Below are 26,788 nucleotides of genomic sequence, written 5' to 3' on the forward strand. Positions count from 1 at the left end.
GAAAGATGAAAACAATAATAATCGCGCTGACACTGATGGTTACCTTGAGTTATGGAGTCAATGCTGCAACACAAAGTGGTAAGACGGTCAATGTGCCACATCATAAGTCAACCTTTGTTGAACTAGCAGGGAAGGCGAGCCGCGTATCTCTGGGTGATCCTGACGTTTTGGACATAGTGATGTTAAAGGCGGATGAGCTGTTTCTGATTGGTAAAAAACTGGGTTCAACCAATCTTATGGCATGGAACAGTAGAGGACAGCTGATTGAGTCTATCAACATTGAAGTGACTCATGATGTTAATAACCTCAAGTCTAAACTGTTTGAAATTTTGCCTAATGAAACGGTGAATGTGCAAAGTGCACAGAACCGTTTGATTTTGAGTGGTCAGGTAAGCTCGTTAGAAAAAATGAATCTGGCGCTACGGCTTGCAGAGACTTATGCCGCAGGTCAATCTGCCGATGATGCAATGGGCACTCGTAATGCGAAAGATAGCAGTACGGGAGTGGTTAACTTAATGACGATTGGTGGCGCTCAGCAGGTAATGCTGGAAGTGACCGTTGCTGAAGTTCAGCGAAGCTTAGTCAGACGGTTTGGTACTAATTTTAATTTCTTACAAAGCAACGGTAGCTTCTCGCTTGGTGGTACTACTATTGGCGGTGGAATTGCGAATACGGATGTTGGAACTATCGTGTCGCCTGTTTTTAGCACCGCTGCTGTGGATAGTACAGGGTTACTCACCTCTTTTATTGACGGCAATACTCTCTTCACATTAGCGCTCGATATTGCAAAAAACACTGGTGTTGCGAAAGTGTTGGCAGAGCCTAATTTGACTGCATTAAGCGGTTCGAATGCAGAATTTTTAGCTGGTGGCGAATTCCCAATCCCTGTTCCTAGTGACGATGGGATTACTGTGTCTTACAAAGAATATGGTGTGGGCGTTAAGTTTGTTCCTACCGTATTGAGCGATAAGAAAATTAACCTGAATTTGGCGGTGGATGTCAGTGAAATTGCTACCTCGACCAGCCTTTCTCTCAATGCCTCTGGAACTAATGCTACCTATTATATTCCCCCCATTACTCGTCGCAGTGCATCGTCAACACTTGAGTTAGCTGATGGTCAAACGATTGGTATCGCAGGTCTATTAAGTGAAAATGTTCGTGATTCGGTCAATCGAATTCCTGGGCTTGGCGATCTTCCCGTCTTAGGGCAGCTATTTGGCAGTAAAGAGTACATTTCTGGGGAAACAGAATTAGTCATTCTGGTTACGCCTCGGCTGGCGAAACCAATCGATCGTTCTAAAATTACATTACCGACCGATGCTTTCGTTGAGCCCACAGATATCAAATATTATCTGTTAGGTAAGGGCGCTGATATTGTAAATCCACAAGATGAGCAACAGCAACAACCGCAAGACCAGCAAGAGATTGAAGACACTTCTCGTGGTGGTTCTGAAGGTTCATTTGGTCATGAGATGTAGGGAGAATATTAATGAAATACGTCTTTTTAATGCTCGTTACACTCTCAACAGTCGTTGGCTGTGCTAATCCAGAGCCATTGGGCTACCACCAGAATTTGGTTAAGCAGCAGCAAATTTATAACCCTAATGCGACGCTGGAAAATCTGGAGGTAATACCTGAAGGAAATGGCGAAAAAATGGAAGGGGTATACAGCACTTACACAGGTAAGAAAGGCGAATCACTGCAAAGTGCTAATAGCCAAGTTTTAACTGGTTTTGCCAACTAAGTTGAGGCAGATATGAAAACACATCATCCAGTCCGCAGTATGCGGAAACAGCGAGGTCTGGTTGCTGTGATTGTGACTTTTGCACTGTTTGCATTTTTGGGCATAGCAGTGCTAGCCATTGATATTAACCATACGTTTATGAATCGCACCAAATTGCAAAACAGTGTCGATTCAGCCGCAATTGCTGCTGCTTATATTTTAGATCGCAGTAAGTCAGAAGTAAGTGCAAGGCAAGCAGTAGAGGATACTTTGGATGAATTGTCTGCGTCCGAAGGTTTTCAAGAACTCGATTTTTCTGCTGAAAGTGTTCAATTGTGTGTCACTTTTTCCAATGACCTCTCGACTTTTCCTTTGCCTGATCCCACCGATCCAACGGCAGCGTGTCCTGATAGCTCGTTTTCAATGGATCAAAAAATTTTCATTCGAGTAGCGCTTTCAGGGCTCAACTTAAACAGCTTCTTCATGCAAATATTTGGCATTGATAAAACGCTATCCAGCAGTGCAGTTGCTGGTATCAGCTCTGGTGGAGGAACTTGTAATGCGGTGCCAATGGCTGTTTGTGCAACCAGTTTTGATAGTGGTACAGGAACTTACCCTGAGAATGGTGGTTATAAAAATAATGTAATTTATCCCCTAAAACTCTCTTCAAATACTTCTGATATGGGGGCCGGCAACTTCCAACTCATCGACTATGTCGATGATGATACTTTGTCACAACAATTAGCAGGTGGTTACGCTGGATGTGTTAGTGAGAATGGAACCGTAACCTCTAAAACGGGTAGTACCATGGGACAAGTTGGCGTCGGATTAAATACTCGTTTTGGCGATTATCCCAATGGTAATCGAGGCGGCGGGTTAGAGGAAGAAACATATCCCGGAGATTCGAATACTACCGAAGCGATTATTAGTAATGAATTAGTTACCTCAATTAATGATGGTAATGAAGTTTCCAGTACAGGGCTAAATATTAATTATGCTAACTATTTAACAGGGAAAGTGGATGAATATTCAGCAGGTAATGGCCGACGTGTTTTAGCTGTACCTATTATTGATTGCAGTACAGGAGAAACAGGTAAAAGTGATTATGATGTTGTTTCTGTAGGGTGCTTCTTTTTATTGCAAAGAGCACCAGAAAATAATGGTGGTGGTTCAGAACCTAATCCTGTATTAGGAGAATACATAGAGGAGTGTGCATCGGATAATACAGTAAATAATTCAGTAAGTAGTAATAGTGGGGCGTATAGAGTTGTTCTTTATGATGACCCATATAATAAAGGAAGCTGATTTATGTTTATTAGAAAAAATAAAGGCTTGGCGGCTGTGGAGTTTTTGATAACACTTCCTTTGTTAGTACTTGTTTTGACCATTATAGTCGAATTCGGCACGGCTTATATTCGTTATAATACGCTAAGTAAATCGGTGCAAAATGCGGTTCGTTATGCAGTTAGGGATGTATATGGAACAGCCACTCCTTACGCAATTGCCAATATTAATTTAGTAAAAAATATGGTCGTTTATGGAAAGAAAAATAAGGAAGATGATGACCTTCCCATACTGAACTCATTCGCTATCAGTGATGTGTCTGTTTCTTACGATAATGAAGATGCTGATGATAAATATGTCGTAGTCACCGCTAATTATACTTATCAACCTATATTTCGTTATCTCTATTTTGGCACGCTTTCAGATTTAACGATGAGTTCGTCTGCTGTGATGAGGACAAAGCCATGAAGTCTCTTAAGTTTCAAAATGGCATTACTCTCATTGAACTATCGATAGTGTCATCATCGGTTTTTTTGATTATTTTTGCGATATTAGAATTAGGCGTTTTTGTTTTCAATATGCAGATATTGAATGATCTTACAAGACGATCTGCTCGTATAGCTGCAGTTTGTCAAGTGGATGATGAACATAAAGAGCAAATATTAGCTTTGGCTTTTAGTGAGAGGGAACCAGGGGGATTTAGTAAAGATAACTTAATCATTGATTATTTAGATCAAGATGGAAAAAAAGTCGATGATCCTGTTGGTGAATTTTCTTCTATCTATTACGTACGCTCTAGAGTAGTCGATTATACCTATGGGTTTACAGGCATACTTAATTTTCTAGGTAATAATGGCATAATCAATATGCCACCATTTCAGACTATATTAGCTTCAGAATCGTTAGGCATTGAGCGACGAGACGAGGAAGGAAATGAAGAATATACAGAGTGTAAACCATGATAGAAAGGGAGCCTCTATGGGAGAAGCAGTAAAATTGTCTCGTAGTGACAGTAATAATATAAGATTAAAAACCAATTTATCGATTTGGGTATTATATTCAAGTGATGCTTTCAAGCTTCATATGATGAATGAGCTTGCGAAATGTCCAAGCATTACTTTTGAAGCAATTTCACTACATAGTGTTATGGCTGATAGTTTTAGAAACTTTACGCCACCAGATCTTATTTTTGTAGAAACAGGCCCTAATTGGGCACAAAAGGTTGTTGAGTTACAAAATTATGATGGCCCGATGCTAGAACACTCTGAAACAAATACCTCCTTAATTATTTTTGGTGATGAGGGCGATAATGGTGCGCTAAAAATAGCGTTAAGATTGGGTGCCGCTGATTTTATTTCTGATTCTTCTACGATAACGGATCTTATTCCGTTGTTGAAAAATGTGGCTGAAGAGAAAATTGCATCCAGAAAATTGGGGCAATTATTCGTTTTTCTTAATACCAAAGGTGGCTCTGGCGCCACTACTATTGCTTTAAATACGGCAGTAGAAGTCGCACAAAAAAATAAAGATAAAGTACTGCTATTAGATTTGGATATTCACTTTGGTGTTGTCATGGATTACCTCAATATTAATCCTGCCTACAGTATTAATGACGCCATTGTGAACGTTAAAGATCTCGATGAAATATCGTTACATTCTCTAGTATCTAAGCACCCTTCAGGTTTACATGTTTTAAGTTTCAAACATGAAAATCACAATGAAAATTTTGATAAAGCTATGCAGATGGGTCGCTTATTACCGACGTTATTGGAGTTTTATCCTTATGTGTTTGTTGATTTATCTACTGGGGTCGATCGTATGTTTTCGCCAGTATTATCACAGGCAACAAAGGTATTTTTGGTAACTCAGCAAAACTTGGTTGCAATCAAAAATGCAACCCGAATCACTAAGGCTCTTACTTTAGAGTATGGCATTGCTAAGGAGCAGATTGAACTTATCGTTAACCGTTATGAAAAACGGCAACAAATTAGACTTAAGGATATTGAACAGACCTTAACTGGTGTTGCTATGCATATCATTCCAAATGATTTTAAAGCTGCAATAGAAAGTGCCAATTTAGGTAAACCATTTGTGGAATCGAGAAAAAATAGTTCAATAACAAAATCTGTTGCGGACCTGTCACAGACTCTTGCGCCAGTTAAAGTTCAAAAGGGTTGGTTAAAACGTCTGTTTTCCTGATGGATTAGGGAGAGAATATGTTTTTCAAACGTAAGAGTATTAATCCTGATTTTCAGGGAAATATTGGTAAAGAAGAGGTCTCTCCAATCACAAATAAAGAGGGGCTAAAACCCATTACGACCTCTTCTAAGCAAAATCTTGAAGCACCAAAGCAGGACGAGAGTCCTTTACAGCGCAAATTACGTGAAGCAGAGGCTAAAAGTAGGGAAGTAGATGAAACTCGTAAACAGCTGGAACAAGAACAAGCCACCAAGCACTATTATCATCGACGTTTACTCGAGACTTTGGACTTAGCATTACTTTCGAGTCTAGAGAAAGATCGGGCCAAAAAAGACCTACACGATGCTGTCGTTCAACTCATGGCTGAAGATCAAAGTCATGCATTAAGTGCGGAAGGTCGTAAGCGTGTTATCAAGCAAATTGAAGATGAGGTGTTTGGATTAGGTCCATTGGAACCTCTGTTAAATGACTCTACTGTTTCTGATATTTTGGTAAATGGTGCAAAAAGTGTGTTTGTTGAGCGCCGAGGTAAGTTGGAAAAAACGCCGTATACCTTTCTTGATGACCGACATTTGCGTAGCATCATTGATAGAATTGTAAGTCAGGTTGGACGACGCATAGATGAATCCTCACCAATGGTGGATGCTCGCTTAGCTGACGGTTCTCGGGTTAACGCTATTATACCGCCATTAGCTTTAGATGGCCCTTCTGTTTCCATTCGTCGTTTTGCTGTTGATAAGTTGACTATGGATAATTTGCTATCGTTTAACTCTATTTCTGAGCAGATGGCAAAGTTTGTCGAAGCGGCAGTTAAAGGTGAACTGAATATTCTTATTTCTGGAGGTACTGGCTCTGGAAAAACCACTACCTTAAATATCTTCTCCGGTTTTATCCCGAGTGATGACCGAATCATAACAATTGAAGACTCCGCTGAGTTGCAATTGCAACAGCCTCATGTGGTTCGACTAGAAACACGCCCAGCCAACCTCGAAGGGAAAGGTGAAATTACTCAGAGGGATCTGGTCAAGAACTCGCTACGTATGAGACCTGATCGAATTGTTCTTGGGGAAGTGCGTGGCAGCGAGGCTGTTGATATGTTAGCAGCAATGAATACTGGTCATGATGGTTCATTGGCAACCATTCACGCGAATACACCTCGTGATGCATTAAGCCGGGTTGAAAACATGTTTGCCATGGCTGGTTGGAATATTTCCACTAAAAACCTACGGGCGCAAATTGCATCCGCAATCCATTTAGTGGTGCAAATGGAACGGCAAGAAGATGGTAAACGTCGTATGGTTAGTATCGCTGAGATTAATGGTATGGAAGGCGAAATTATTACCATGTCTGAAATTTTTAAGTTTCAACGCCAGGGGATGGACGAAGAAGGGAATGTTATTGGCTATTTCACTGCAACTGGTGTGATTCCTCAATGCCATGATTCTCTATCAAAAAGAGGTTGGCATTTACCTTATGATATTTTCAATGAAACGTATGAGTAGGGGGTAGTGTCATGCAGCAAGACAGCCTATATTTTTTTGGATTTCTATTCTTCGCCGTGTTTCTGATATCGCAAGCGTTTTTGCTGCCTGCTGCAGGTAATAAAGCGAAACATAAAGAGATCAGCAAAAGATTGAAAGAAAGTCAGTCTTTAATTGATGAGCAAAGTCGTTCTCTTTTAAATGAGCACTATATTCGCAGTCTGTCACCCATCGATCAAAAATTGGTGAGTTTTTCGGCTTTTTCTAATATGAAAAAGAGCTTAGAGCTCGCTGGGATTAGTACATCATTAACTCAAGTTGTGGCGCTGACTTCACTGAGTCAGATTGTCTTATTTATCGCTTCATTTATGTTGGGTGCAAGGTTCTATATCGCCTTTTTATTCAGCTTCTTTGTGTGGCTAGTTTTGTATTTCATTATTTCTAGCAAAATGTCAAAGCGGCTAAATAAGTTTGAAGAGCTTTTTCCTGATGCACTTGATGTTATGAAGCGGATGTTGTCTGCAGGGCATCCTATTACTTACGCTTTTAGTGAGGTAGGAAAAGAGTTACCTGATCCCCTTGGTTGTGAATTTAAAAATACCTTCAACTTACTAAACTATGGCTACGATATTCGTTTAGCTATGATGCAGATGGTTGAGCGCAATCCAACGGTTTCAATGTTTGCGTTTTCAAGTGCTGTATTGTTGCAAAAAGAGACGGGGGGGGATCTTTCTGAAAACTTGGACAAAGTATCGAAAGTATTACGTGCCCGCTTTAAACTGCAGCGAAAAATTAAAACCTTGTCGGCTGAAAGTAAGCTATCGGCTTGGATTCTTGTGCTAGCACCGTTTGCCATCTTTGTGATGCTTAGTTTTATTAGCCCTGGCTATCTTGATCCTTTATATACGGACCCAAGAGGAACAAAGTTAGTAATGATAGGTGGTGTCGGTCTGTTTATAGGTGCTATGTGGATCCGAAAGATCATTAACTTTGAGGTTTAATCATGGATTCGATTTTAGCTTACTTTGACAACTTTCAACTGACACAAGAAAACCTAGTTTTAATCATGGTTATGTTTTCGAGTGTCTTGATTGTTATTACGATTTTTTTGGTCGTAACAGGCAGCAAGTCAGTGGTACGCACTCGTTTACAAAGTTATAAAGCAGAGAATTCTGTCGATCATCCAAGAAGAGCGACGAAAATTGATAACGCTTTGGAATCATTGACCCCAATATTTGCCTCAGGTAATTCCAAAGAAAAAGAAACCATACGTCATCAACTTATGCATGCGGGTTTTCATAATGAAACAGCGCTGACCTTTTTTTATGTATTAAAAGCTTTATCAACACTGTTTGGGTTATTCGGTGCACTGCTTTATTACATGTTTGCTGAAAGTAATACCAACCCACTAATGATCATTTTGTTTGGTGTTGGCGTAGGTTTATTTATTCCCAATATTTTGTTAGACCGCTTAGTTAAAAAAAGAAAATCGCGTATTAAAGGTGGCGTACCAGACATGCTGGATCTGTTGGTTGTGTGTACGGAATCAGGGCTTGGTTTAAATGCTGCGTTAATGCGCGTATCGAAAGAGATCGGTATGTCTCACCCTGATTTGGCCGATGAATTAGATACTGTGTGCTTAAAAATTAAAGCGGGTTATGACATGTCTGAAGCTTTTCAGGGATTTGTCGAAAGAACGGGAGTTAATGAGCTTGCTGGTTTGATCAGTATGCTTTCGCATGCCGCTCGTATCGGCGGCAGTTTGTCGCAAACGCTAAGGGATTACACTGAAGATTTTCGAGATAAGCGTACTCAAGAAGTAGAAGAGATTGCTGCCAAAATACCGACAAAGATGATATTTCCACTCTTGGTATGCATATGGCCGTGCTTTTTTATTGTCGTAATTGGGCCCGCTTTGATTAATTTGATGGATGTCTTTAGCAAACTGTAAAAGAGGAAAATTAACGATGAGAAAACATGAGTATGTCACTCTTTTATTGATCGCTATGTTAACTGCGTGTGCCAGCGAGCCGGAGAATCAGGCAAAATCGTTTGATAGTGAACTCTATGACGGGCGTCCAGTAGAAACGTTTAACGCTGATGCTGCGCCTCTTACGGAAGTTGAAGCCATAAAACGTGGTGATTATGCGCTAAGACAAAATAACTCGGATTTAGCTTTATACGAATATATTCGTTCACTGGAGTTCCCTAATTCTAAATATAGCGATAAGACGCTTTACACCATTGGTCGAATTCATCAATCAAGAGGCAATTTTCAACTTGCTGAGCGTGCCTACTTACTGGCGTTAGAGAATAATCCGGATAATGTTAAGGTTCTTGAGCAACTGGGTTCGAATTATAGTAAACAGAGGAAAGTTGATGAGGGCAGGAGCTACTTTCTTCGAGCGATTAATGCTGATCAAGTACGCCTAAGCTCTAGAAAAAGTTTAAATGATGATTCGTCAGTGACGGATATCGACGCTTTGAGTAGTGATAATTCATCACCAGCATTGGCTTATATAGGACTAGGTGTTTTAGATGACGTAAAAGCACAGCATGACACGGCTCAAGCCTTGTATGCGCAAGCGTTGAAAATCGATCCCAAGTCATTTAAAGCGCTAATGAACATGGGGTATTCATATTACATGAGCGGTAATTACGGTGACGCTTCGCGATTCACTTTAGCTGCGTTAGAGCAAGATCCGAATAATGACAAAGCGCTAAATAATTTGGCGTTAATTCATTTAGCTAAAGGAGAAGCTCAGCGCGCACTTAATGTGTTTATGCGCAGAATGGATCCACCAGAAGCTCTAAATAATGTCGGGTATTTTCTAATGCTTCAAGGTAAGCCGGAAGAAGCCATACCATATTTGCAGCAAGCTATTGATAAAAAACCGTCTTACTACAAACTTGCTAATGAAAACCTAGAGAGAGCGCTAGCAGAAGTTCGCGCGAAAGCGCCTTTGGATCAAGAGACTTCCTCTCAGTGATGTTCAGGCCTATCCTTAGGATCTGGTTCGGGATAGGCTTCAATCACTCTCTTCAAGTACTCTTGGTGATATCTAAGCCCGTTGACACAGTGCTTGTCGAGTTTGCCGTTAGCGACCATCTTTTCCAATTCCAGCAAGGCGAAAGGAACTGACCAAGCTTGCTTATATGGCCGATGACTGGTTAATGCATCGAATACATTCGCAACCGTAATGATGCGTGCAGATATTGGAATGTCTTCTTGAGTTAAGCCGTAAGGATAGCCGCTGCCATCGAGAAACTCGTGGTGATAAGCGACGATTTCTTTTAACACGGAGACGCAAGGATGATCAGGAGAACCTATCTCTTCAATTATTTGATTGATCATCTCAACGCCTTTTTCCACATGATCTTTCAACTGATCGCGCTCTTCATTGCCTAGTGAGCTGGATTTAGTTAATAAACTCGCAGGAACAGATAACTTGCCTATGTCGTGGCATTTAGAAAACAGAGCGATATTTTCGATAATTTCGTCATCCAGCTCATAAACATGAGCAACTTCAAGCGCGATAACTTTCGCGTAGCGACTAATTCTCTCTTTGTGCTCTGAAGACTCTTGCCAATGCTCTCTTGATTGGGAGTGAACTAGGCTAGCTGAGTCAATTAATGAATGAACTAAGTCATATTCCGAAGTCACAATAAAACGAATGATATCTAAGAATGGTTTGAGCGATTCAGTAATGGATTCATTAAACAAATGTTGTTTACATGAGTTTAAGAAAATAAAACCGATAAACCTTTTATTTTGAAAAACAGGAACCGCGAGAGATGAGTGATAGCCTTGCTCTATTAGCCATTTGGTGTGTGGATATTTGGCATTTAGTTGATTAGGAATATCACCTAAATAACGACATTCACCAGTTTCGGAGCAAATTTTTAGCGTAGGCAATTCTGATAGAGGGAACTCGTAATGCATAAGTTCAAAACCATGAAAGGTACTGTCAGCATAGGTTTTTAGATGATCATTTTCATCGTCATAAAGTGCGAATGAAATACGGTCAATTTCTGGAGCGGCAACACGCAAGCGTTGATGAATATCAGCAAGCTGATTATTCAGCGTTCCTGTTGAAGCGAAATAGCTGTGATTGCTATTTTTGCTGTGCGTGTCCATTTTATCCCCCAACTTTATCTCTCAATAGCAACTAGATTTATTCGCTCATAGTTACTTAATAAGTTTAGTTGAGGTTGTCATTTGCTGTTCAATTTATGTTCAATAAAAGTGCTTAAAAATATTAGCGTGAAATCGTTTACCACCTGTAGTTTCGGGGCTTTCTAGGCACTCCTTCAGTTACTGATAGACATTTGCTGTCTAAACTGCCCCGTTGTTTATGACAATTTAGTGTAATTGGTGTAAACGTTTTCACATTGCCGTAATGATCACAGAATACGGTCGATATACCCTGATACACTCTTGCGCATTAAACGAGATGTTGTTTGAGGTAAGTGAAGTGAAAGTATTGGTCACTGGCGGTATGGGATACATAGGTAGCCATACTTGTGTGCAAATGATTGAGGCGGGAATAGAACCCATCATTATCGATAACTTGTGTAATGCCAAAGAAATGGTATTAGACCGAATTGAGATGATTTCAGGCGTTGCACCGGCTTTCTATCATGGTGATATTCGTGATGAATCTGTACTTGACTCTATTTTTACAGAGCACGATATCAAAGCTGTGATTCATTTTGCTGGTTTAAAAGCTGTGGGTGAATCGGTGGCTAAGCCACTGGAATACTACGATAACAACGTCAATGGTTCTTTGGTTCTGGCTCGCTCAATGCGCAAGGCTGGAGTGAAAAATATTATTTTCAGCTCATCCGCGACAGTGTATGGCGACCCTGCATCTGTACCAATTACTGAATCATTCCCGACTGGCGCAACGACCAACCCATATGGTCGCAGTAAATATATGGTGGAAGAGTGTTTATCGGACCTTTTTACCTCGGATCCAAGTTGGAGTATTACCTTGCTACGCTATTTTAACCCTGTCGGTGCACACCCGACTGGATTGATGGGGGAAGATCCACAAGGTATCCCTAACAACCTGATGCCGTATATTGCACAAGTTGCAGTTGGGCGCAGAGAAAAGCTTTCTGTGTATGGTAATGACTACCCAACTCCTGATGGTACGGGTGTTCGTGACTATATTCATGTGATGGACTTAGCTGATGGTCACTTAGCGGCATTAACACATGTTGGCCTAAAGAGTGGATTGCACATCTACAATTTAGGTACTGGCAAAGGCTCTAGTGTACTCGACATGGTTGAGGCATTTAGTCAAGCATGCGGTAAAGGGGTTGCTTATGAGATCTGTCCTCGCCGTGCTGGCGATATTGCTGAATGTTGGGCTAATACTGAAAAGGCTGAGCGTGAACTTGGTTGGAAAGCGACTCGCAGCGTAAAAGAAATGACAGAAGATACTTGGCGTTGGCAGGTTGCTAACCCGCAAGGCTATTAGTTTTTAGAGAAGAATGAACTGCTATGTCGAATACTGAATTTAACCCTGTAGATCATCCACATCGTCGCTATAACCCGTTAACAGGGCAGTGGGTATTGGTTTCTCCTCACCGAGCTAAACGTCCGTGGAGTGGGCAAGATGAGAAGCCATCGGTTGCGGATCTACCGTCTTATGACGCTAAATGCTTTTTGTGTCCAACTAACGAACGTATTTCTGGAGATAAAAACCCAGACTATAAAGGCACTTACGTATTTAATAACGATTTTGCTGCGCTAATGCCTGATTCTCCTGATGCACCTGAAAATGCACATCCGCTATTCAAGGTGCAGGGTGTTCGCGGTTTAAGTCGTGTTATTTGCTTTTCACCAGATCACAGTAAGACTTTGCCTGAGCTGGCTCCGCAAGCGATACGCGGCGTGATTGATACATGGAATGATCAGATTGAAGAGCTCGGTAAAGACTATCTTTGGGTTCAAGCTTTTGAAAACAAAGGTGAAACTATGGGGTGTTCTCAACCGCATCCACACGGCCAGATTTGGGCAAATAGCTTTTTACCTAATGAAATAGAACGTAAAGACAATAACTTACGCGCTTATTATCAAGAAAATGGTTCAAATCTGTTGGTGGATTATGTGCAAGCAGAACTGAAAGATGGTTCAAGAATTGTCGTTGAAACGGAACATTGGGTCGCCGTGGTTCCTTACTGGGCAGCTTGGCCATTTGAAACCATGCTGTTACCTAAAATGCACATCCGTCGCATCAGCGAGCTGAGCGATGAAATGCGTGATGATCTCTCGATTGCGATTAAGAAGTTAACCAGTCGTTATGACAACCTGTTCCAGTGTTCATTCCCATACTCTATGGGGTGGCATTATGCGCCGTTTTTTATTGATGGTCAGAGCATAGAGCATTGGCAACTGCATGCACTGTTTTATCCGCCATTGCTGCGTAGCGCGAGTATTCGCAAGTTTATGGTTGGCTATGAAATGCTGGCTGAAACACAGCGAGATCTCACCGCTGAACAAGCCGCAGAGCGACTACGCTCGTTATCAGACGTACATTATAAAGAACAATAAGTGGAACAAAATTATGAGCTTAATTACAAGTGTTGAATCTGCATTTCAAGCAGTACTGGGTTATAAGGCAAGCCACCTAATTCAGGCGCCAGGTCGTGTAAACCTAATTGGTGAACATACCGATTATAACGATGGTTTCGTTTTGCCTTGTGCCATTAACTATCAAACCGTAGTTGCCGCTTCTCCTCGTTCTGATTCCAAGGTAAAAGTTGTTGCTGTGGATTATGGCAATGCTACGGACGAGTTCGATTTAACTCAGCCGATTGAGTTTGTTGAAAACAAAATGTGGGCGAACTACATTCGCGGCGTAGTGAAATACTTGATGGAACGCGGCTACTCTTTTAACGGTGCGGATATCGCAGTGAGCGGTAACGTGCCTCAAGGCGCGGGTTTAAGTTCATCTGCGGCTCTAGAAGTGGTTATTGGTCAAACATTTAAAGAGCTTTACAACTTACCTATTAGCCAAGCGGAAATCGCCTTAAATGGTCAACAAGCTGAAAACCAGTTTGTCGGTTGTAACTGCGGCATTATGGATCAACTGATCTCTGCTGAAGGGCAAGCGAACTCTGCGCTTCTTATCGACTGTCGCAGCCTAGAAACCAAAGCGGTTTCAATGCCAGAAGATATGTCTGTTGTCATCATCAACTCAAACAAGCAACGCGGCTTAGTCGACAGTGAATACAACACTCGCCGCCAACAATGCGAAGAAGCGGCACAAATCTTTGGTGTGAAAGCCCTTCGTGATGTTTCTCTTGAAATGTTTAACGACAAAGTGGAACAACTGGATCCTGTTGTCGCTAAACGTGCTCGTCACGTAATCACAGAAAATGAACGTACTTTGCAAGCTGCTGACGCGTTAAGCGCAGGGGATTTGAAACGTATGGCGGAGTTGATGGAGCAATCTCATGCATCTATGCGTGACGATTTTGAAATCACAGTGAAAGAAATCGATGCCTTAGTAGACATCGTGAAAGATGTGATTGGTGAGCAGGGCGGTGTTCGTATGACGGGCGGCGGCTTTGGTGGCTGTATTGTCGCTTTAGTTCCGCCATCATTGGTTGATGATGTGGAAAAAGCGGTTGAAACCCTTTACCCACAACAAAGTGGTCTTACTGCAACTTTCTACGTGTGTCAGGCAAAAGCTGGTGCTGGTTTGATTCAATAAGGGCTCTATTGATGATGAATTCTTTATTTGAAACCATGCCACAGTCACCGGCTTACGATGGTCAATCTGCGAAGTTAGTAGAGCTAAGCAACGCTGCCGGTATGCAAGTGGTGTTTATGGATATCGGCGCAACATGGTTAAGTTGTGTTGTTCCTGTTGCAGGCGAAATGCGCGAAGTTTTGCTTGGTTTAAGCACTATGGAAGATTTCAAGCAACACGGCAGCTATCTCGGTGTGACTGTTGGTCGTTATGCAAACCGTATCGCTAATTCGCAATACTCATGGCAAGGCGAAACCTACCATTTAAATGGTAATCAAGGTACGCATTGTTTGCATGGTGGTAAAGATGGCTGGAGCCATCGCCGCTGGGATATCGTGGCTCAAAGCAAACAGAAAGTAGAATTCTCTATCTTTTCTGCTGATGGTGACCAAGGATTTCCGGGTAACGCGACTGCATCGGTGACTTATGAGTTAACAGACGATAATCAGGTCGTGATTAGCTACAAAGCGTCGACAGATAAAGCGACTCCGTTGAACATGACTAACCATGCCTATTTCAATTTGCTCGGTGCAGAATCTGGCGCAGATATTCTCGACCATAAACTGCAAGTTAATGCTGACTACTATCTGCCAACCACATCTGAAGGTATCCCTTTGGGAGAGCTGGCGAGTGTTGAAAACACCAGTTTTGATTTCCGTACAGCTAAGACAGTTAGAGAAGAGTTGTTGGCTGATGAACAGCAGAAAAATTGTAAAGGTTATGATCATAGCTTTTTACTTGATGACCGCTATTTGCTCGATAACAGCAGAAAAACAGGTCAAAGCGTTGCTGCGGTTGAAGCACCTGATGCTTCCCTTTCTATGCAAGTTTTTACCGATAAACCCGCGATTCAGTTTTATGGTGGTAACTTCCTAGAAGGTACACCTAACAGAAAAGGCTCTACATACAAACAGTATCAAGGTCTTGCTCTGGAAACTCAGTTTTTGCCTGATTCACCGAATCATGCAGATTGGCCGCAGGAGAGTTGCATGACTCTTCCCGGCGAAGAATACGCTTTTACCACTGTGTATAAGTTCAACGTTTTGGCGAGCTAACCCGTAGGGTGCATAGTGAACTTAAGGGCTGGGGGGATAAGGTTTACAGTTCTTAGGAGAAAGCGAGTTTGCCCTCACTTATGAAGGAGTGGGGGCTTTTTTTATTTATACTCTGCCTATTGTAAGCCGCACCGTTGTTAGCTGCGTTCACTCACCCCAATCACATAGTTTACCTATGCTCATGGCGATTCACTTACTTGCCGCCTAGCTGCAACTTTAAATTAATGCGTAGGTGCTTTATCTACGGAGTCACGGCGTACCAGTGTTGGCGAGAAACACATTGGCTCTTGTTCCAACGGTTCATCTTTTGCCAGTTGCAACGCAAGTTTTGCCGCTTTTTCAGCCATCATTTGAATTGGGTAGCGAATCGTCGTGAGGCGAGGGCGTACATATCGTGCAATCAAGCCATCATCAAAGCCAATAACAGAGACGTCTTGCGGCGTTTTCACGCCATTTTCTTCCAATACAGAAAGCGCACCCGCTGCCATGTTGTCGTTATAGGCAACCACTCCTGTAATCTCCAACGATTTGGTCAACAAGTTAGTCATAGCTTCTTCACCTCCTTCACTGTCTGGAGAGGCAAGCTCTAAGTAGCTTGCTGGCAGTGAAATATTGTGCGCCGCCAAAGCATCTTTATAGCCTTCGATACGTTGATCTGCATCTTCAATGTGGTGGGAGGAGCTGATATATGCGATTTTTTGATGCCCATGGCGGATCAGAAATTCGGTGGCCAGATAAGCGCCTTTATAGTTATCCAGAGAAATACAGCGGTCTGCAAGCTCAGGTATATGGCGGTTAATTAACACCATGGTTTTTATCTCATGAGCATAAGAGATAAGCTCTTCATCTGAGAGTGCTTTTGAGTGAATGACCAGAGCGTCACAGCGGCTGTTGATAAGTAAATCAATGGCTCTGCGCTCTTCCTCTGCCTGATGGTATCCATTACCGATCAGTAAGTGTTTACCTGCTTGATGAGCGATATTATCGACAGCTTTTACTAATGTACCAAAGAAAGGATCTGATACATCACCGACTAATACGCCAATAGTATTGGTACTTTGGTTTACCAAAGCTCTAGCTGCAGCATTCGGTCGGTAGCCAAGGTCTTTCATCGCTTTCGTTACTGAATCGATCGAAGCTTTACTTGCTTTAGGAGATTTATTTATCACGCGTGAAACCGTTGCCACTGAAACGCCAGCTTCACGTGCTACGTCTTTTATGGTTGCCATGAGAGACCTCGCTACATAAGAGTCTTTATTTAACAATGTGAGTGAAAATATGGCAATTATTCAGTTAAATAATGTACAGATTTGAGAAGCTAAGCTTAGATTTAAGAAGGGATGATTGTAGGTGTAAACGTTTTTAGTAAACGTTCTCTCCTCCTATCCGAAAATAGAAGGAGAAAAGGTATTTAACGAACGCTGGCAACCAGATTATCGATCAAAGCATGTTTAGATTGGCAAACGCCGGCAAGTCTCACATAGATCGGATTATGGCGGTCATTAATCAGTGGATAATGCCAACCTAAAGTATGTTCAACAAAGTGTTTAGCAAAAGCTTCAGAGACTTCTAAACAGCCACAAATAACGGTATCGACATAGCTTTGGACTATAGGACTTTTTTCACATGGCTGAAGATGTTGCTCGGTGACATAGACCCAGATAGGCTTGCTTGGGTCGAACTCATGTTCTGTTTCAATCTGATTGGGCTGAAGAGAAACACGTTGATAGCCACTCTCACGGCGATCAAATTCAACCAGAGCGGAATCATCAATTTCTAATAGCACGCCGTTGACTTGACCTTCTCCTGAATTCACAACAAGAGGCGAGATGGTGTAGCTATCGTCAATTTTGCCCCACGAACGAACCAAACCGTGCGCAATCACCGGAATGGCTTTTCCTGTTTGCCCTGTCAGTTGTCTAGAGTGTGAATTCATCAGGCTTCCGTAGCCAAAAATATACATGTACTCGTCCTATTTGAATCTGTAACTGCGTTGACTGCATTCGTTCACCCTAATCACATAGTGTCCTATGCTCATAGGGCTTCACTCATTTGTCGCCTTGCTACAAATCCAAATAGTTAGAGTATCAATGGCTATTCGAATCTGTAGCGGTGTTAACTGCTTTCTTTGATTAATCCGTATTAGTTTTTCGAGAAAAATTGCAAACGTTTTAGTATCCAAAATTCTACGGCGAATATCCCCACTAAGCCTACGCAGAACATTGCAAAGGCAATAGGGGATTCGGTTCCCGGAATACCGCCTACGTTAACACCTAATAGACCGGTTAAGAAGCTAGTCGGTAAAAATATGGCTGCGATTACAGAGAACAGATAGGTGTTCTGGTTCATCTTTTCAGCGTGGTATTGGCGTAGTTCACCTTTGATGATTTCTAACTCACTGAGGAAGAAGTCGAGAGTTTCATTAATACGAGTAATGGTGTTCACACTGTGGCGTAAGCGCATATTCTTGAAGTTTGCTAGCGGAACATCCGAAGACAAATAGTCATCAATCGCGTATTGCTGAGGTTTGATGAAACGTTTGATTTTGAGCAATGCTTTATGGGTGTCCATCAATTCATCACTCAGTTCTAACTCGTTGTCAAAGGCTTCTATTTTGTCTTCAACGGAATTGAGGTAATTATCGATATTTTTGTTTAGCCCATCGATGATATTAAGTATGAGATCTGCAATGGTTTTTGGACCTTGACCGTCACGCAAAGATTCACGGATAGCATTGATTGTTTTGGATGGGATCTTGCGAGTAGAGATCAACACGCCTTGATAATACAAAATGCGAACACTGAGCATATCTGCAGGATCAGCATTTTCATTAAGGTTGACGCCTCTGAGAATCAGCAAGAAATTCTGTTCGTCATATTGCTCAAATAAAGGGCGTGTATCTTCTGCCAACAAGCTATCGACAATCGATGCGGGAATAGTATTTTCGATAAGCCATTCACGAACGCCCGGCACATCTCGTTGGCAATGATACCAATGATGAGCTTCGAGTGAGCTTGGCTTATCCGTTGGTTGAGTTGCTTGCTGTCCTGAAAACTGCCAGTGATCGATTAAAAAATCCATGTTGTTCCTTTTGAAGTACTTAACTTTTATAAATTGTGCTTTTTTGAAAGTTATCTTCCGAAACTAAATCGAAAGTCTGCTCTGTTAAAGCTTATGTTTCTTATACAAAATAGCCCAAGATGACCTTGGGCTATTGACGAGTTTGGTTAGAAGCCGCGCATTTGGATTCGGCGCAGGAACTCTGTCATGACTCGGTCGTATAGCAAGTCTCCCAAGAAAGCATCCTCTACGTGATGGTCAATACTTGGGTTGTCGTTAACTTCAATAACATAAACTTGACCGTCAATCTCTTTTAAGTCAACACCGTACAAGCCGCTACCGATAAGGTTGGCTGCTTTAACCGCTACATCCACGACATTTTTCGGTACTTGTTTTAAGTCTAGAGTTTCAAAACCACCAGAAGATACTCGTCCGCTATTGTGGTGTTGATAAATCTGCCAGTGACCGCGACTCATCATGTATTTACAAGCGAAGATAGGTTGGCGGTTCATCACACCAATACGCCAGTCAAAATCAGTCGGCATAAAGGCTTGAGCCAAAATAAGCGCGCTCTTTTCAAACAGTGCTGAAGCTTCTTTTTGTAACTCTTCTTCAGTGCGAACTTTCACAACGCCACGAGAGAATGCACCATCTGGAATCTTCAGTACCATTGGCAGTTCAAGTTGAGAAAGCAGATTTTCTTTCCAGTCTACATCGAAGCTTTTCACAATCACCCCTTTCGGTGCTGGAACGTTGTTGCGTTGTAGAAGTTCTGTTAAAAAGACCTTATTGGTACATTTCATTATGGACTCAGAATCGTCCATGACTACCAAGCCCATCTTTTCTGCGGTTTTTGCAAAACGATAGGTGTAGTTGCTGATGTTGGTGGTTGCGCGAATGAACAAGCCATCAAATTCGCCTAAGCGTGATAAGTCATCCGGTGAAATCGTTTCTAAGTTCATCCCTAGACGGTTTGCTGCTCTTGCAAAACGTTTGAGGGCAGATGCATCTGAAGGTGGCATTTTTTCTTCAGCATCCACCAACATCGCCACATCGTAGCGGTATTTCTTCTCTTGCTTAGGTTTACGCCAAACCTTAGTTGAGAACATTTCCAGAGACTCAATGAAGAAGTCTTGTTCTTGATCTGCTAAGTCTTGGAATGGGAATGGTGCAATACGGCTAATTTGCCATTGTCCTTGGTACTTGTGCATTTTCAGCTCAATTACAGGCACCATAAATTGTTCGAACAGGCGACGAGCAAGCTTATCTAGCCCCGGCTCTGGTGTACGACCGAAGTAGATTTTACATTGAATAGAATCGGTATTTTTGCACAGTTTATTGAGTTTCAATAAGCCAGAAGAAAGCAGAAATGGCTGGTTGATATCGTTAATTGCCATTACGCGCGGAATAACGCGATGCCCACGAGCTTCTGCCATTAAAGAACAGTAATAGCCGTTGCTCATGTAATCATAATCACGACACAAATTGACCACTTGAACGCTGCGGAAGTTGTTTTTCCAGTCTGCATCAAGGTATTGGGCGACGCTGACAACTTGTTCTGAAGGGAAGTATTGTTGCCAGTCACTTGCTTGGTCAGTCACGATTAAAAGATTTGCCATATTATTTTGATTCCTATTGCTAGAGTCTATATAAGCTAAAGTTAGATTCCCGCTTCACAGTAAACAGCTTTACTGCTCATCACTCCCAACGGTTCAATACGATTAAGTGTAGACAATCGATTGAAGGTTATTGTTCATTACCTAGCTGCATGCTTAGTTGCTTTGGGTGTATTATTGAGTTGCAATCTATTAGGGGCTGCTGGCCTTTCAATATTGCATTTTGTTCGAGTTAAAAACGTTTTAATCGAGGCGTAAGTTAGGAAGCTTAGTCATTCTAAGAGACTAACTTACAACGAAGAGTAAAGCGTTTTTAACCGAACCCTTTGGGCAGTTTTTGTAAGCCCTTTCTACTGCGTTATCGCTTATTTATGTAGATGACTACATTGCATAAGCGCTGCCTTGTATAAAGAACGTACAAAATACTGCAAAAACAATCTTGAATGGCCAACAGCCCCTACACCTTAAGGACATCGTATGGACTTTCGTCTTGCGAAAAGTACTGATCTCTCTGCGCTTAATGCGTTAGAACAACAGCTATTTGACGGAGATAAGATCTCTCCACGTCAAATGAAGCGTTTTTTACACTCCAACCAAGCTGTCATTTTTGTGGCAGATTCGGGTGAGGAACTGGCTGGTTATGCATTGCTACTATTTCATCAAGGTACACAGCTATCAAGATTGTATTCAATTGCCGTTAAACCCGATTTCAGAGGACGGAGAATTGCTCAAAATTTGGTTGAGCAATGTGAGCGTGCAGCTCTTGATCAAGGCTCCACTACATTAAGGCTAGAAGTCCGTGAAGACAATACGGCAGCAATAAATTTATATGAAAAAATGGGTTATAAAACCCTGAAATTATTGATCCATTATTACGATGATTTATGTAATGGTCGTCGTCTACAAAAGCGCCTTATGCCTCATGGTCCAAAAGTGCAGTTACCTATGCCGTTGTATGTTCAAACAACGCCTTTTACTTGCGGTGCTGCTTGCTTATTAATGAGCTTTTCCTACCTTGATAAAACCTTTGAACCTTCTCGAATTCAGGAGATGCAACTGTGGCGTGAAGCGACGACCATTTTCATGGCTGCTGGACATGGTGGTTGTAGCGGGCATGGGTTAGCACTTGCTGCGACTCGTCGAGGTTTCCATGTTGAACTATGGAGCCAGTCTAAGAGCACCCCGTTCATTGATAGTGTTCGTGATGCCAATAAGAAAGCTGTGATTGAGTTGGTTCATCAGGATTTCTGTCAGCAACTGGAAACACAAGATGTGACGACTATTGATGCTCCACCAAGCCAAGAACAGTTGGAAGAGTGGGTAAGACAAGGCGCATGTGTACTGCTTCTTATCAGTACTTATCGCTTTGATGGCAAGAAAGAACCACATTGGATTGTATTGAGCGGTATGAGTGAGAAGTTTTTCTTCTTCCATGACCCACATGCTGAAGGCGAAGAACACGCAATTGCGTCAGCGTTTGTGCCATTAGGTAAAAAGGCTCTCTGCCAGATCTTAGGTTTTGGTAAACAGAAACACACCGCTTGTGTGGTGATTACCCCTAAAGTGTCTTAATTCATTAGTTTTTGCCTCTCACGATTCTTTTGGAATCAGAGAGGCAAATTGCCTTCGTAACTATACGTATGTAAGTAAATGTATGTAACTAAACGTATTGAGCCAAGTATTCGTTCGTTTGTTCAGTCATACGCGCTTTTTCCTGATCAGAAATGAAACTTGCTTCAATCGCATTCAAGGTGAATTGCGCTAACTCTTGGTAAGACATCGGGTGAGCATCCGCAACCGCGTTGAAGTTATCAGTCATATACCCACCAAAATAAGCTGGGTCGTCAGAGTTGATGGTCACACAAAGCCCCTGACGTAGCAGTTGCACGATATTGTGTTGCTCCATTTGCTGAAAAACTTTCAGTTTCAAGTTAGAAAGAGGGCATACTGTCAATGGCATACGAGTTTGTTTAAGCTCTTCCACTAATGCGACATCTTCAACACAACGCACACCGTGGTCGATACGTTGTACACCCAAAAGGTCGATAGCATTACGAATATTGAGCGCCGGACCTTCTTCACCAGCGTGTGCGACAGTAATGAACCCCGCGTTTCTCGCTTCACGGAAAACATTCATAAATTTCTCTGGTGGATGACCTTGCTCTGATGAATCTAACCCGACACCAACGATTTTATCTTTAAATGGTAATGCTTGAAGCAAGGTTTCCATCGCTGCTGGTTCGCTAAGATGACGTAAGAAACACATAATGATTTGACTAGAAATCCCCAGTTCTTGCTGCGCTTTTTCCAAAGATTTGCTAATACCGTTAATCACTGTTTCAAACGCAATACCACGACCGGTATGGGTTTGTGGATCAAAGAAAATCTCAGTATGGATAACGTTATCTTGCTTGCAACGAAGCATATATGCCCAAGTTAGGTCAAAGAAATCTTGCTCGTGAATGAGGACGTTAGCACCCTGATAATAGATATCGAGAAATGACTGTAGGTTGGAAAACTGATAAGCGGCACGAACTTCTTCTGGCGAAGAGAAAGGAATATCTATGTTGTTACGTTTTGCCAGTTCAAACATCAACTCAGGCTCAAGAGAACCTTCAATGTGCAAATGCAGCTCGACTTTTGGAAGTTTTTGGATAAATGGTTTCATATATGCTCTTAATCCTCATGTGATTAATCGCTTTTCATTTTGAGTGGTGTTTTACCGGAAAGGTAAATGGAGCCCATACAAAGAGAAAGCGACAACCTATTCGCTTAACTCTTCGTAATCAGAATTTTACGGATTCTGGTAGAGACCCCCACACCGTATCAGTGGGGTTATACGAAGCAACTTATACTACATTTTTTAGTTAGCCTTGCTCATTGACAGCAATCACTATCGTTAAAAATGAAAATAACAAACTTTAAACAAATGATAACGTAATTATTGGTAATTGCCACTTTTAACAATAAACAGAGATGATGGTCGAACTTCAGATACAACAAAGCTCCCCATCAAGGAGAGCTTTCTAAGGTCATTCTTATTAAGACAGAGCAAGAATCACGCTTGGGATCACTATGAATACTGAGAGTAAGTATCCAGCAACCACAGCTTTGCTTTTCACCGCCATGTCTGAAATGTAATCAGCACCTTTTAGCGGTATTTCACGTAAGAATGGAACACCATAAATTAAGATGGTCGCTAATACGTTGAATGATAGGTGTACTAGTGCAATCTGTAGTGCGAATACCGCAAACTCACCTGAAACCGCAGTTGCTGCCAATAGCGCTGTAATACAAGTACCGATGTTAGCGCCAAGCGTAAATGGATAAACATCTCGTACCTTCAATACGTCAGCACCGACAAGTGGAACCATCAAGCTGGTTGTTGTCGATGAAGACTGAACCAATACTGTCACAATTGTACCTGACGCAATACCATGTAGTGGTCCACGACCAATTGCGTGTTTAAGAATGTCACGAGCTCGTCCCACCATTAGGCTCTTCATCAATTTGCCAATCACAGTAATCGCTACGAAGATTGTCGCTATACCTAGCACTACCAGAGCAATGCCACCAAACATATCACCCAAAACAGCAAGTTGGTGTTTCACTGCACCAACTACAGGGCTAGTGATTGGTTTGACAAAGTTTAAACCCTTCATACTCATATCACCGCCAGCAAGGAATGGTGATACTAACCAGTGAGAAATTTTCTCTAGTAGACCGAACATAATCTCTAAAGGAAGAAAGATACACACCGCAAGTAAATTGAAAAAGTCATGAATGGTGGCACTTGCGAACGCACGCTTGAATTCTTCTTTATTACGGATATGACCAAGGCTAACAATAGTATTAGTGACTGTGGTACCAATGTTTGCGCCCATTACCATAGGAATGGCAGTTTCGATAGGTAAACCACCAGCAACTAAACCTACGATGATAGAGGTAACTGTACTCGAAGATTGGATCAGGGCCGTTGCGATCAAACCAATCATCAAGCCTGCGATAGGGTGTGAAGCGAACTCAAAAAGAACTTTTGCTTGTTCTGCTGCTGCCCATTTGAAGCCATCGCCTACCATTGTTACGGCAAGTAATAGCAAATAAATCATGAAAGCCAAGTTTGTCCAGCGAAGCGCGCGAGTCTTTGACGATATCGGCTCCATTGTAGAAGCTGCTTGGGTGATCATTGTTTTCTCCATTGACCTTATTAACTACTTTGGGTCTGTTGTTGAATCTGTCGGCGATAGTAGAGATCGAATATTTCAGTAATATGACAGTTCTGTAATGAATCTATATTTTTGTTAATTAGGTTCAATTATGAGATGTAATGTCTTATTTTGTGTTTGTATATATTTGATTTTTAAAATGAATTATTTGTTTTCGTGAGAGGGGAGGTAATGTTTGTGAAACATTTTTGCTTAAAGTTCACTAGTCAAATATGACGTTAGTGTCATAAATAAAAAGAGTGTTATCGTAAAAATTTTAAAAAAAATGAAAATTATTCGGTTTTTTCGAGTTTATTGATTGATGGCAGGCACTTGGTATAACCTTATTGATTATTTGGTTACTGAGTTCACTGGCACTATGTCACATCTTAACTATAACCATCTCTATTATTTTTGGATGGTATGTAAACAAGGGTCTGTTACCAAAGCTGCAGATGCTTTATTCCTAACACCACAGACGGTAACGGGGCAGATTAAAGCTTTTGAAGAACGTATGGATGGCAAGCTGACCAAACGAAACGGTAGAACGATTGAACCTACCGAATTGGGGCAATTAGTCTTTAAGTATGCTGATCGTATGTTTGGCTTGAGTTACGAAATGTTGGATATCGTTAACTACAGTCAACGCTCGAATGTGCTGTTTGACGTAGGTGTTGCGGATGCGCTGTCCAAAAGATTGGTTAGCAAAATCTTGATGACTACCATTCCAGAAGATAACAGCATTCACCTGCGTTGCTTTGAATCCACTCACGAGCTTTTGTTAGAGCAGTTATCGCAACACAAATTGGACATGATTCTTTCTGACTGCCCTGTAGATTCCAGCCAAAGCCCTGGTTTGTATAGCAAAAAGTTAGGCGAAAGCCATATGGGTTTCTTTGCCCGTAATCATCTTGGTAAAGTGGCATTTCCTGCAGTTTTAGAAGAACGTAAGTTGCTGATGCCGGGAAGCCGAACATCAATGGGAAGAAAAGTGCGTCAGTGGTTCGATCATCAGGGCATACAGCCAAACATTTTGGGTGAGTTTGATGACTCGGCACTAATGAAAGCTTTTGCTCGTTACCACCCTGAAGCAATTTTCCTTGCGCCGTTGCTATATGTCACGGAAGTGGCTGATGACTCTTCGTTGCAGCTTATTGCACCTATCGAAGAAGTAAAAGAAGAGTATTACGTTATCTTTGCTGAACGAATGATTCAGCATCCAGCAGTAAAAAATATTTGTGACGCAGATTTTACTAAATTGTTTGAATGAGACCTAAGTCATTATTTACAGTTGGATTAACTTCACACAATTTGATAAAAAGAACAATTATTACACAGAGCTAATTAATTCGAGCAGTAATAAAGATGCCAGTTATGAATCGATAAGAATTCAGACGCGTCGCATAAATAACCTTAATTGATATTACCAAAACACTTTACCCCGCTAATATGCCGCATAACTAGTTGAATTAGTTAATCATGTCGACTTAAAGAGCGTTTAGAAGTTGTTCCCAGGGGACTTAATTCATGAATTTACAAGAAATGGAAAAGAATTCCGCTCAAGCTGTTGTTTTATTGAAAGCGATGGCGAATGAAAGGCGTTTACAAATTCTTTGCTTGCTGCACAACAATGAGTTGTCTGTTGGTGAGTTATGCGGAAAACTCGAACTAAGCCAATCAGCACTCTCGCAGCATTTAGCTTGGTTGAGACGTGACGGGTTAGTAAATACTCGCAAGTCTGCGCAAACGGTCTTTTACACGCTAAGCAGCGATGAAGTGAAAAAGATGATCGAACTACTGCATGGTATTTACTGCAGCTGAACAGAAGTTTTAAAACTGTAACGTTTAGATATAAAAAGCAGATATAAAAAAACCGGCAAAAGCCGGTTTTTTTCATCGCTGATAATTCAAGCCAGAATTATAGAGCTTTGATAGCTGCAGCGAAGCGAGACTTATGACGAGCTGCTTTATTCTTATGAATAAGGCCTTTAGTCGCCATGCGGTCTAGGATTGGTGTAACTACAGCGAAAGCAGCAGTTGCAGTTTCTTTGTCGCCTGCTTGGATAGCAGCAACAGTTTTCTTCATGTAAGTGCGCATCATAGAACGACGGCTAGCATTGTGCTGGCGACGTTTCTCAGCTTGGATAGCGCGCTTCTTAGCAGATTTACTATTTGCCAAGGGTCTAACTCCCAAAAACTTTTCGTTAGGTAACATTTTAAGGGCGAGGAATATCCCCTATTTGCTCTAAAATGTCAAATGATTTGTGCAAAAACCCACCTGCACCAAACAAGTTTGGTATAAAAAGGCCTTCGCGGTTAAGATGGCGTGGATTCTAACAGTATTTTTTTTTCAATGCTAATACTTATCTACTCTCTGAATGACATTCTTTGCATTCAGT

The 26,788-nt window shown here is 41.6% G+C and carries 25 protein-coding genes and 1 riboswitch; of the genes, 17 read left to right on the forward strand and 8 right to left on the reverse strand.

Going from position 1 to position 26,788, the window contains the following annotated elements; all coding sequences use genetic code 11:
• Positions 1-5: 5 nt before the first annotated feature.
• Genes G5S32_RS02780 through G5S32_RS02825 form a run of 10 tightly spaced genes read left to right on the forward strand, consistent with a single transcriptional unit; the run spans position 6 to position 9,677 of the window.
• Positions 6-1,478, forward strand: coding sequence for a type II and III secretion system protein family protein (locus tag G5S32_RS02780; RefSeq protein ID WP_165310382.1), 1,473 nt, complete (start codon positions 6-8; stop codon positions 1,476-1,478).
• An 11-nt stretch (positions 1,479-1,489) separates the two neighbouring features.
• On the forward strand, positions 1,490-1,744 hold the full coding sequence (locus tag G5S32_RS02785; protein ID WP_165310383.1) for a hypothetical protein: 255 nt from the start codon (positions 1,490-1,492) through the stop codon (positions 1,742-1,744).
• A gap of 12 nt (positions 1,745-1,756) precedes the next feature.
• A complete protein-coding gene (locus G5S32_RS02790) occupies positions 1,757-3,028 on the forward strand; it encodes a pilus assembly protein TadG-related protein (protein ID WP_165310384.1) in 1,272 nt (423 codons plus the stop codon).
• A 3-nt stretch (positions 3,029-3,031) separates the two neighbouring features.
• Entirely contained in the window at positions 3,032-3,475 is a 444-nt protein-coding gene (locus G5S32_RS02795) for a TadE/TadG family type IV pilus assembly protein (RefSeq protein WP_165310385.1), read from the forward strand.
• Positions 3,472-3,969: a TadE/TadG family type IV pilus assembly protein gene (locus G5S32_RS02800; RefSeq protein ID WP_165310386.1), complete on the forward strand. Its 498-nt coding sequence runs from the start codon at positions 3,472-3,474 to the stop codon at positions 3,967-3,969. Before G5S32_RS02795 ends, G5S32_RS02800 begins: the two co-directional genes overlap by 4 nt.
• Before the next feature lie 16 nt (positions 3,970-3,985).
• On the forward strand, positions 3,986-5,206 hold the full coding sequence (locus G5S32_RS02805; protein WP_165310387.1) for a CpaE/TadZ family protein: 1,221 nt from the start codon (positions 3,986-3,988) through the stop codon (positions 5,204-5,206).
• Between the two features lie 17 nt (positions 5,207-5,223).
• Positions 5,224-6,708, forward strand: coding sequence for a TadA family conjugal transfer-associated ATPase (locus G5S32_RS02810; RefSeq protein WP_165310388.1), 1,485 nt, complete (start codon positions 5,224-5,226; stop codon positions 6,706-6,708).
• Between the two features lie 11 nt (positions 6,709-6,719).
• Complete coding sequence (locus G5S32_RS02815; RefSeq protein ID WP_165310389.1) at positions 6,720-7,688, forward strand: type II secretion system F family protein; 969 nt, start codon at positions 6,720-6,722, stop codon at positions 7,686-7,688.
• A gap of 2 nt (positions 7,689-7,690) precedes the next feature.
• On the forward strand, positions 7,691-8,638 hold the full coding sequence (locus tag G5S32_RS02820) for a type II secretion system F family protein (protein ID WP_165310390.1): 948 nt from the start codon (positions 7,691-7,693) through the stop codon (positions 8,636-8,638).
• 16 nt (positions 8,639-8,654) lie between these two features.
• Complete coding sequence (locus tag G5S32_RS02825) at positions 8,655-9,677, forward strand: tetratricopeptide repeat protein (protein ID WP_165310391.1); 1,023 nt, start codon at positions 8,655-8,657, stop codon at positions 9,675-9,677.
• Here G5S32_RS02825 and G5S32_RS02830 read toward each other — a convergent pair.
• Complete coding sequence (locus G5S32_RS02830) at positions 9,671-10,825, reverse strand: HD-GYP domain-containing protein (RefSeq protein ID WP_165310392.1); 1,155 nt, start codon at positions 10,823-10,825, stop codon at positions 9,671-9,673. The genes G5S32_RS02825 and G5S32_RS02830 overlap by 7 nt on opposite strands.
• Positions 10,826-11,162: 337 nt before the next feature.
• Here G5S32_RS02830 and galE point away from each other — a divergent pair, with 337 nt between their 5' ends.
• Genes galE through galM form a run of 4 tightly spaced genes read left to right on the forward strand, consistent with a single transcriptional unit; the run spans position 11,163 to position 15,508 of the window.
• Complete coding sequence (galE, locus tag G5S32_RS02835; RefSeq protein WP_165310393.1) at positions 11,163-12,173, forward strand: UDP-glucose 4-epimerase GalE; 1,011 nt, start codon at positions 11,163-11,165, stop codon at positions 12,171-12,173.
• Between the two features lie 23 nt (positions 12,174-12,196).
• A complete protein-coding gene (locus G5S32_RS02840; protein WP_165310394.1) occupies positions 12,197-13,249 on the forward strand; it encodes a UDP-glucose--hexose-1-phosphate uridylyltransferase in 1,053 nt (350 codons plus the stop codon).
• 13 nt (positions 13,250-13,262) lie between these two features.
• The gene (gene galK, locus G5S32_RS02845; RefSeq protein WP_425509202.1) at positions 13,263-14,414 is read left to right on the forward strand and encodes a galactokinase; all 1,152 of its coding nucleotides are present in this window, start codon (positions 13,263-13,265) and stop codon (positions 14,412-14,414) included.
• Positions 14,415-14,425: 11 nt separating this feature from the next.
• The gene (galM, locus tag G5S32_RS02850) at positions 14,426-15,508 is read left to right on the forward strand and encodes a galactose-1-epimerase (protein ID WP_165310395.1); all 1,083 of its coding nucleotides are present in this window, start codon (positions 14,426-14,428) and stop codon (positions 15,506-15,508) included.
• A gap of 221 nt (positions 15,509-15,729) precedes the next feature.
• Here the strand turns inward: galM and G5S32_RS02855 are convergent, their stop codons facing one another.
• The 4 genes from G5S32_RS02855 to G5S32_RS02870 all read right to left on the reverse strand — a co-directional run bounded on the left by G5S32_RS02855 (position 15,730) and on the right by G5S32_RS02870 (position 20,187).
• The gene (locus G5S32_RS02855) at positions 15,730-16,737 is read right to left on the reverse strand and encodes a substrate-binding domain-containing protein (RefSeq protein WP_165310396.1); all 1,008 of its coding nucleotides are present in this window, start codon (positions 16,735-16,737) and stop codon (positions 15,730-15,732) included.
• A 182-nt stretch (positions 16,738-16,919) separates the two neighbouring features.
• Complete coding sequence (locus tag G5S32_RS02860; protein WP_165310397.1) at positions 16,920-17,471, reverse strand: gamma-glutamylcyclotransferase family protein; 552 nt, start codon at positions 17,469-17,471, stop codon at positions 16,920-16,922.
• 179 nt (positions 17,472-17,650) lie between these two features.
• On the reverse strand, positions 17,651-18,589 hold the full coding sequence (locus G5S32_RS02865; protein ID WP_165310398.1) for a zinc transporter ZntB: 939 nt from the start codon (positions 18,587-18,589) through the stop codon (positions 17,651-17,653).
• 146 nt (positions 18,590-18,735) lie between these two features.
• Positions 18,736-20,187, reverse strand: a complete 1,452-nt coding sequence (locus G5S32_RS02870) for a RimK family protein (RefSeq protein WP_165310399.1) — start codon at positions 20,185-20,187, stop codon at positions 18,736-18,738.
• Positions 20,188-20,661: 474 nt separating this feature from the next.
• Here G5S32_RS02870 and G5S32_RS02875 point away from each other — a divergent pair, with 474 nt between their 5' ends.
• Positions 20,662-21,756, forward strand: a complete 1,095-nt coding sequence (locus tag G5S32_RS02875) for a GNAT family N-acetyltransferase/peptidase C39 family protein (protein WP_165310400.1) — start codon at positions 20,662-20,664, stop codon at positions 21,754-21,756.
• Positions 21,757-21,844: 88 nt separating this feature from the next.
• Here the strand turns inward: G5S32_RS02875 and G5S32_RS02880 are convergent, their stop codons facing one another.
• Together G5S32_RS02880 and G5S32_RS02885 are read right to left on the reverse strand one after the other, a co-directional pair.
• Positions 21,845-22,852 carry an adenosine deaminase gene (locus tag G5S32_RS02880; protein WP_165310401.1) on the reverse strand — a complete coding sequence of 336 codons (1,008 nt, stop codon included), beginning with the start codon at positions 22,850-22,852 and terminating at the stop codon, positions 21,845-21,847.
• Between the two features lie 95 nt (positions 22,853-22,947).
• A riboswitch (purine riboswitch) is annotated at positions 22,948-23,047 on the reverse strand.
• Between the two features lie 178 nt (positions 23,048-23,225).
• Positions 23,226-24,371 (reverse strand): Na/Pi symporter, encoded by a 1,146-nt coding sequence (locus tag G5S32_RS02885; RefSeq protein ID WP_165310402.1) that lies wholly within the window; start codon positions 24,369-24,371, stop codon positions 23,226-23,228.
• A gap of 397 nt (positions 24,372-24,768) precedes the next feature.
• Between G5S32_RS02885 and nhaR the strand changes: the two genes are divergently transcribed.
• Together nhaR and G5S32_RS02895 are read left to right on the forward strand one after the other, a co-directional pair.
• On the forward strand, positions 24,769-25,659 hold the full coding sequence (gene nhaR / locus G5S32_RS02890; protein ID WP_165312698.1) for a transcriptional activator NhaR: 891 nt from the start codon (positions 24,769-24,771) through the stop codon (positions 25,657-25,659).
• A 257-nt stretch (positions 25,660-25,916) separates the two neighbouring features.
• Positions 25,917-26,210, forward strand: a complete 294-nt coding sequence (locus tag G5S32_RS02895) for an ArsR/SmtB family transcription factor (RefSeq protein WP_165310403.1) — start codon at positions 25,917-25,919, stop codon at positions 26,208-26,210.
• Positions 26,211-26,307: 97 nt separating this feature from the next.
• Here the strand turns inward: G5S32_RS02895 and rpsT are convergent, their stop codons facing one another.
• Entirely contained in the window at positions 26,308-26,568 is a 261-nt protein-coding gene (gene rpsT, locus G5S32_RS02900; protein WP_042484294.1) for a 30S ribosomal protein S20, read from the reverse strand.
• Between the last annotated feature and the right edge of the window lie 220 nt (positions 26,569-26,788).

Source organism: Vibrio ziniensis, from assembly GCF_011064285.1.
GTDB classification, from domain to species: Bacteria; Pseudomonadota; Gammaproteobacteria; order Enterobacterales; family Vibrionaceae; genus Vibrio; species Vibrio ziniensis.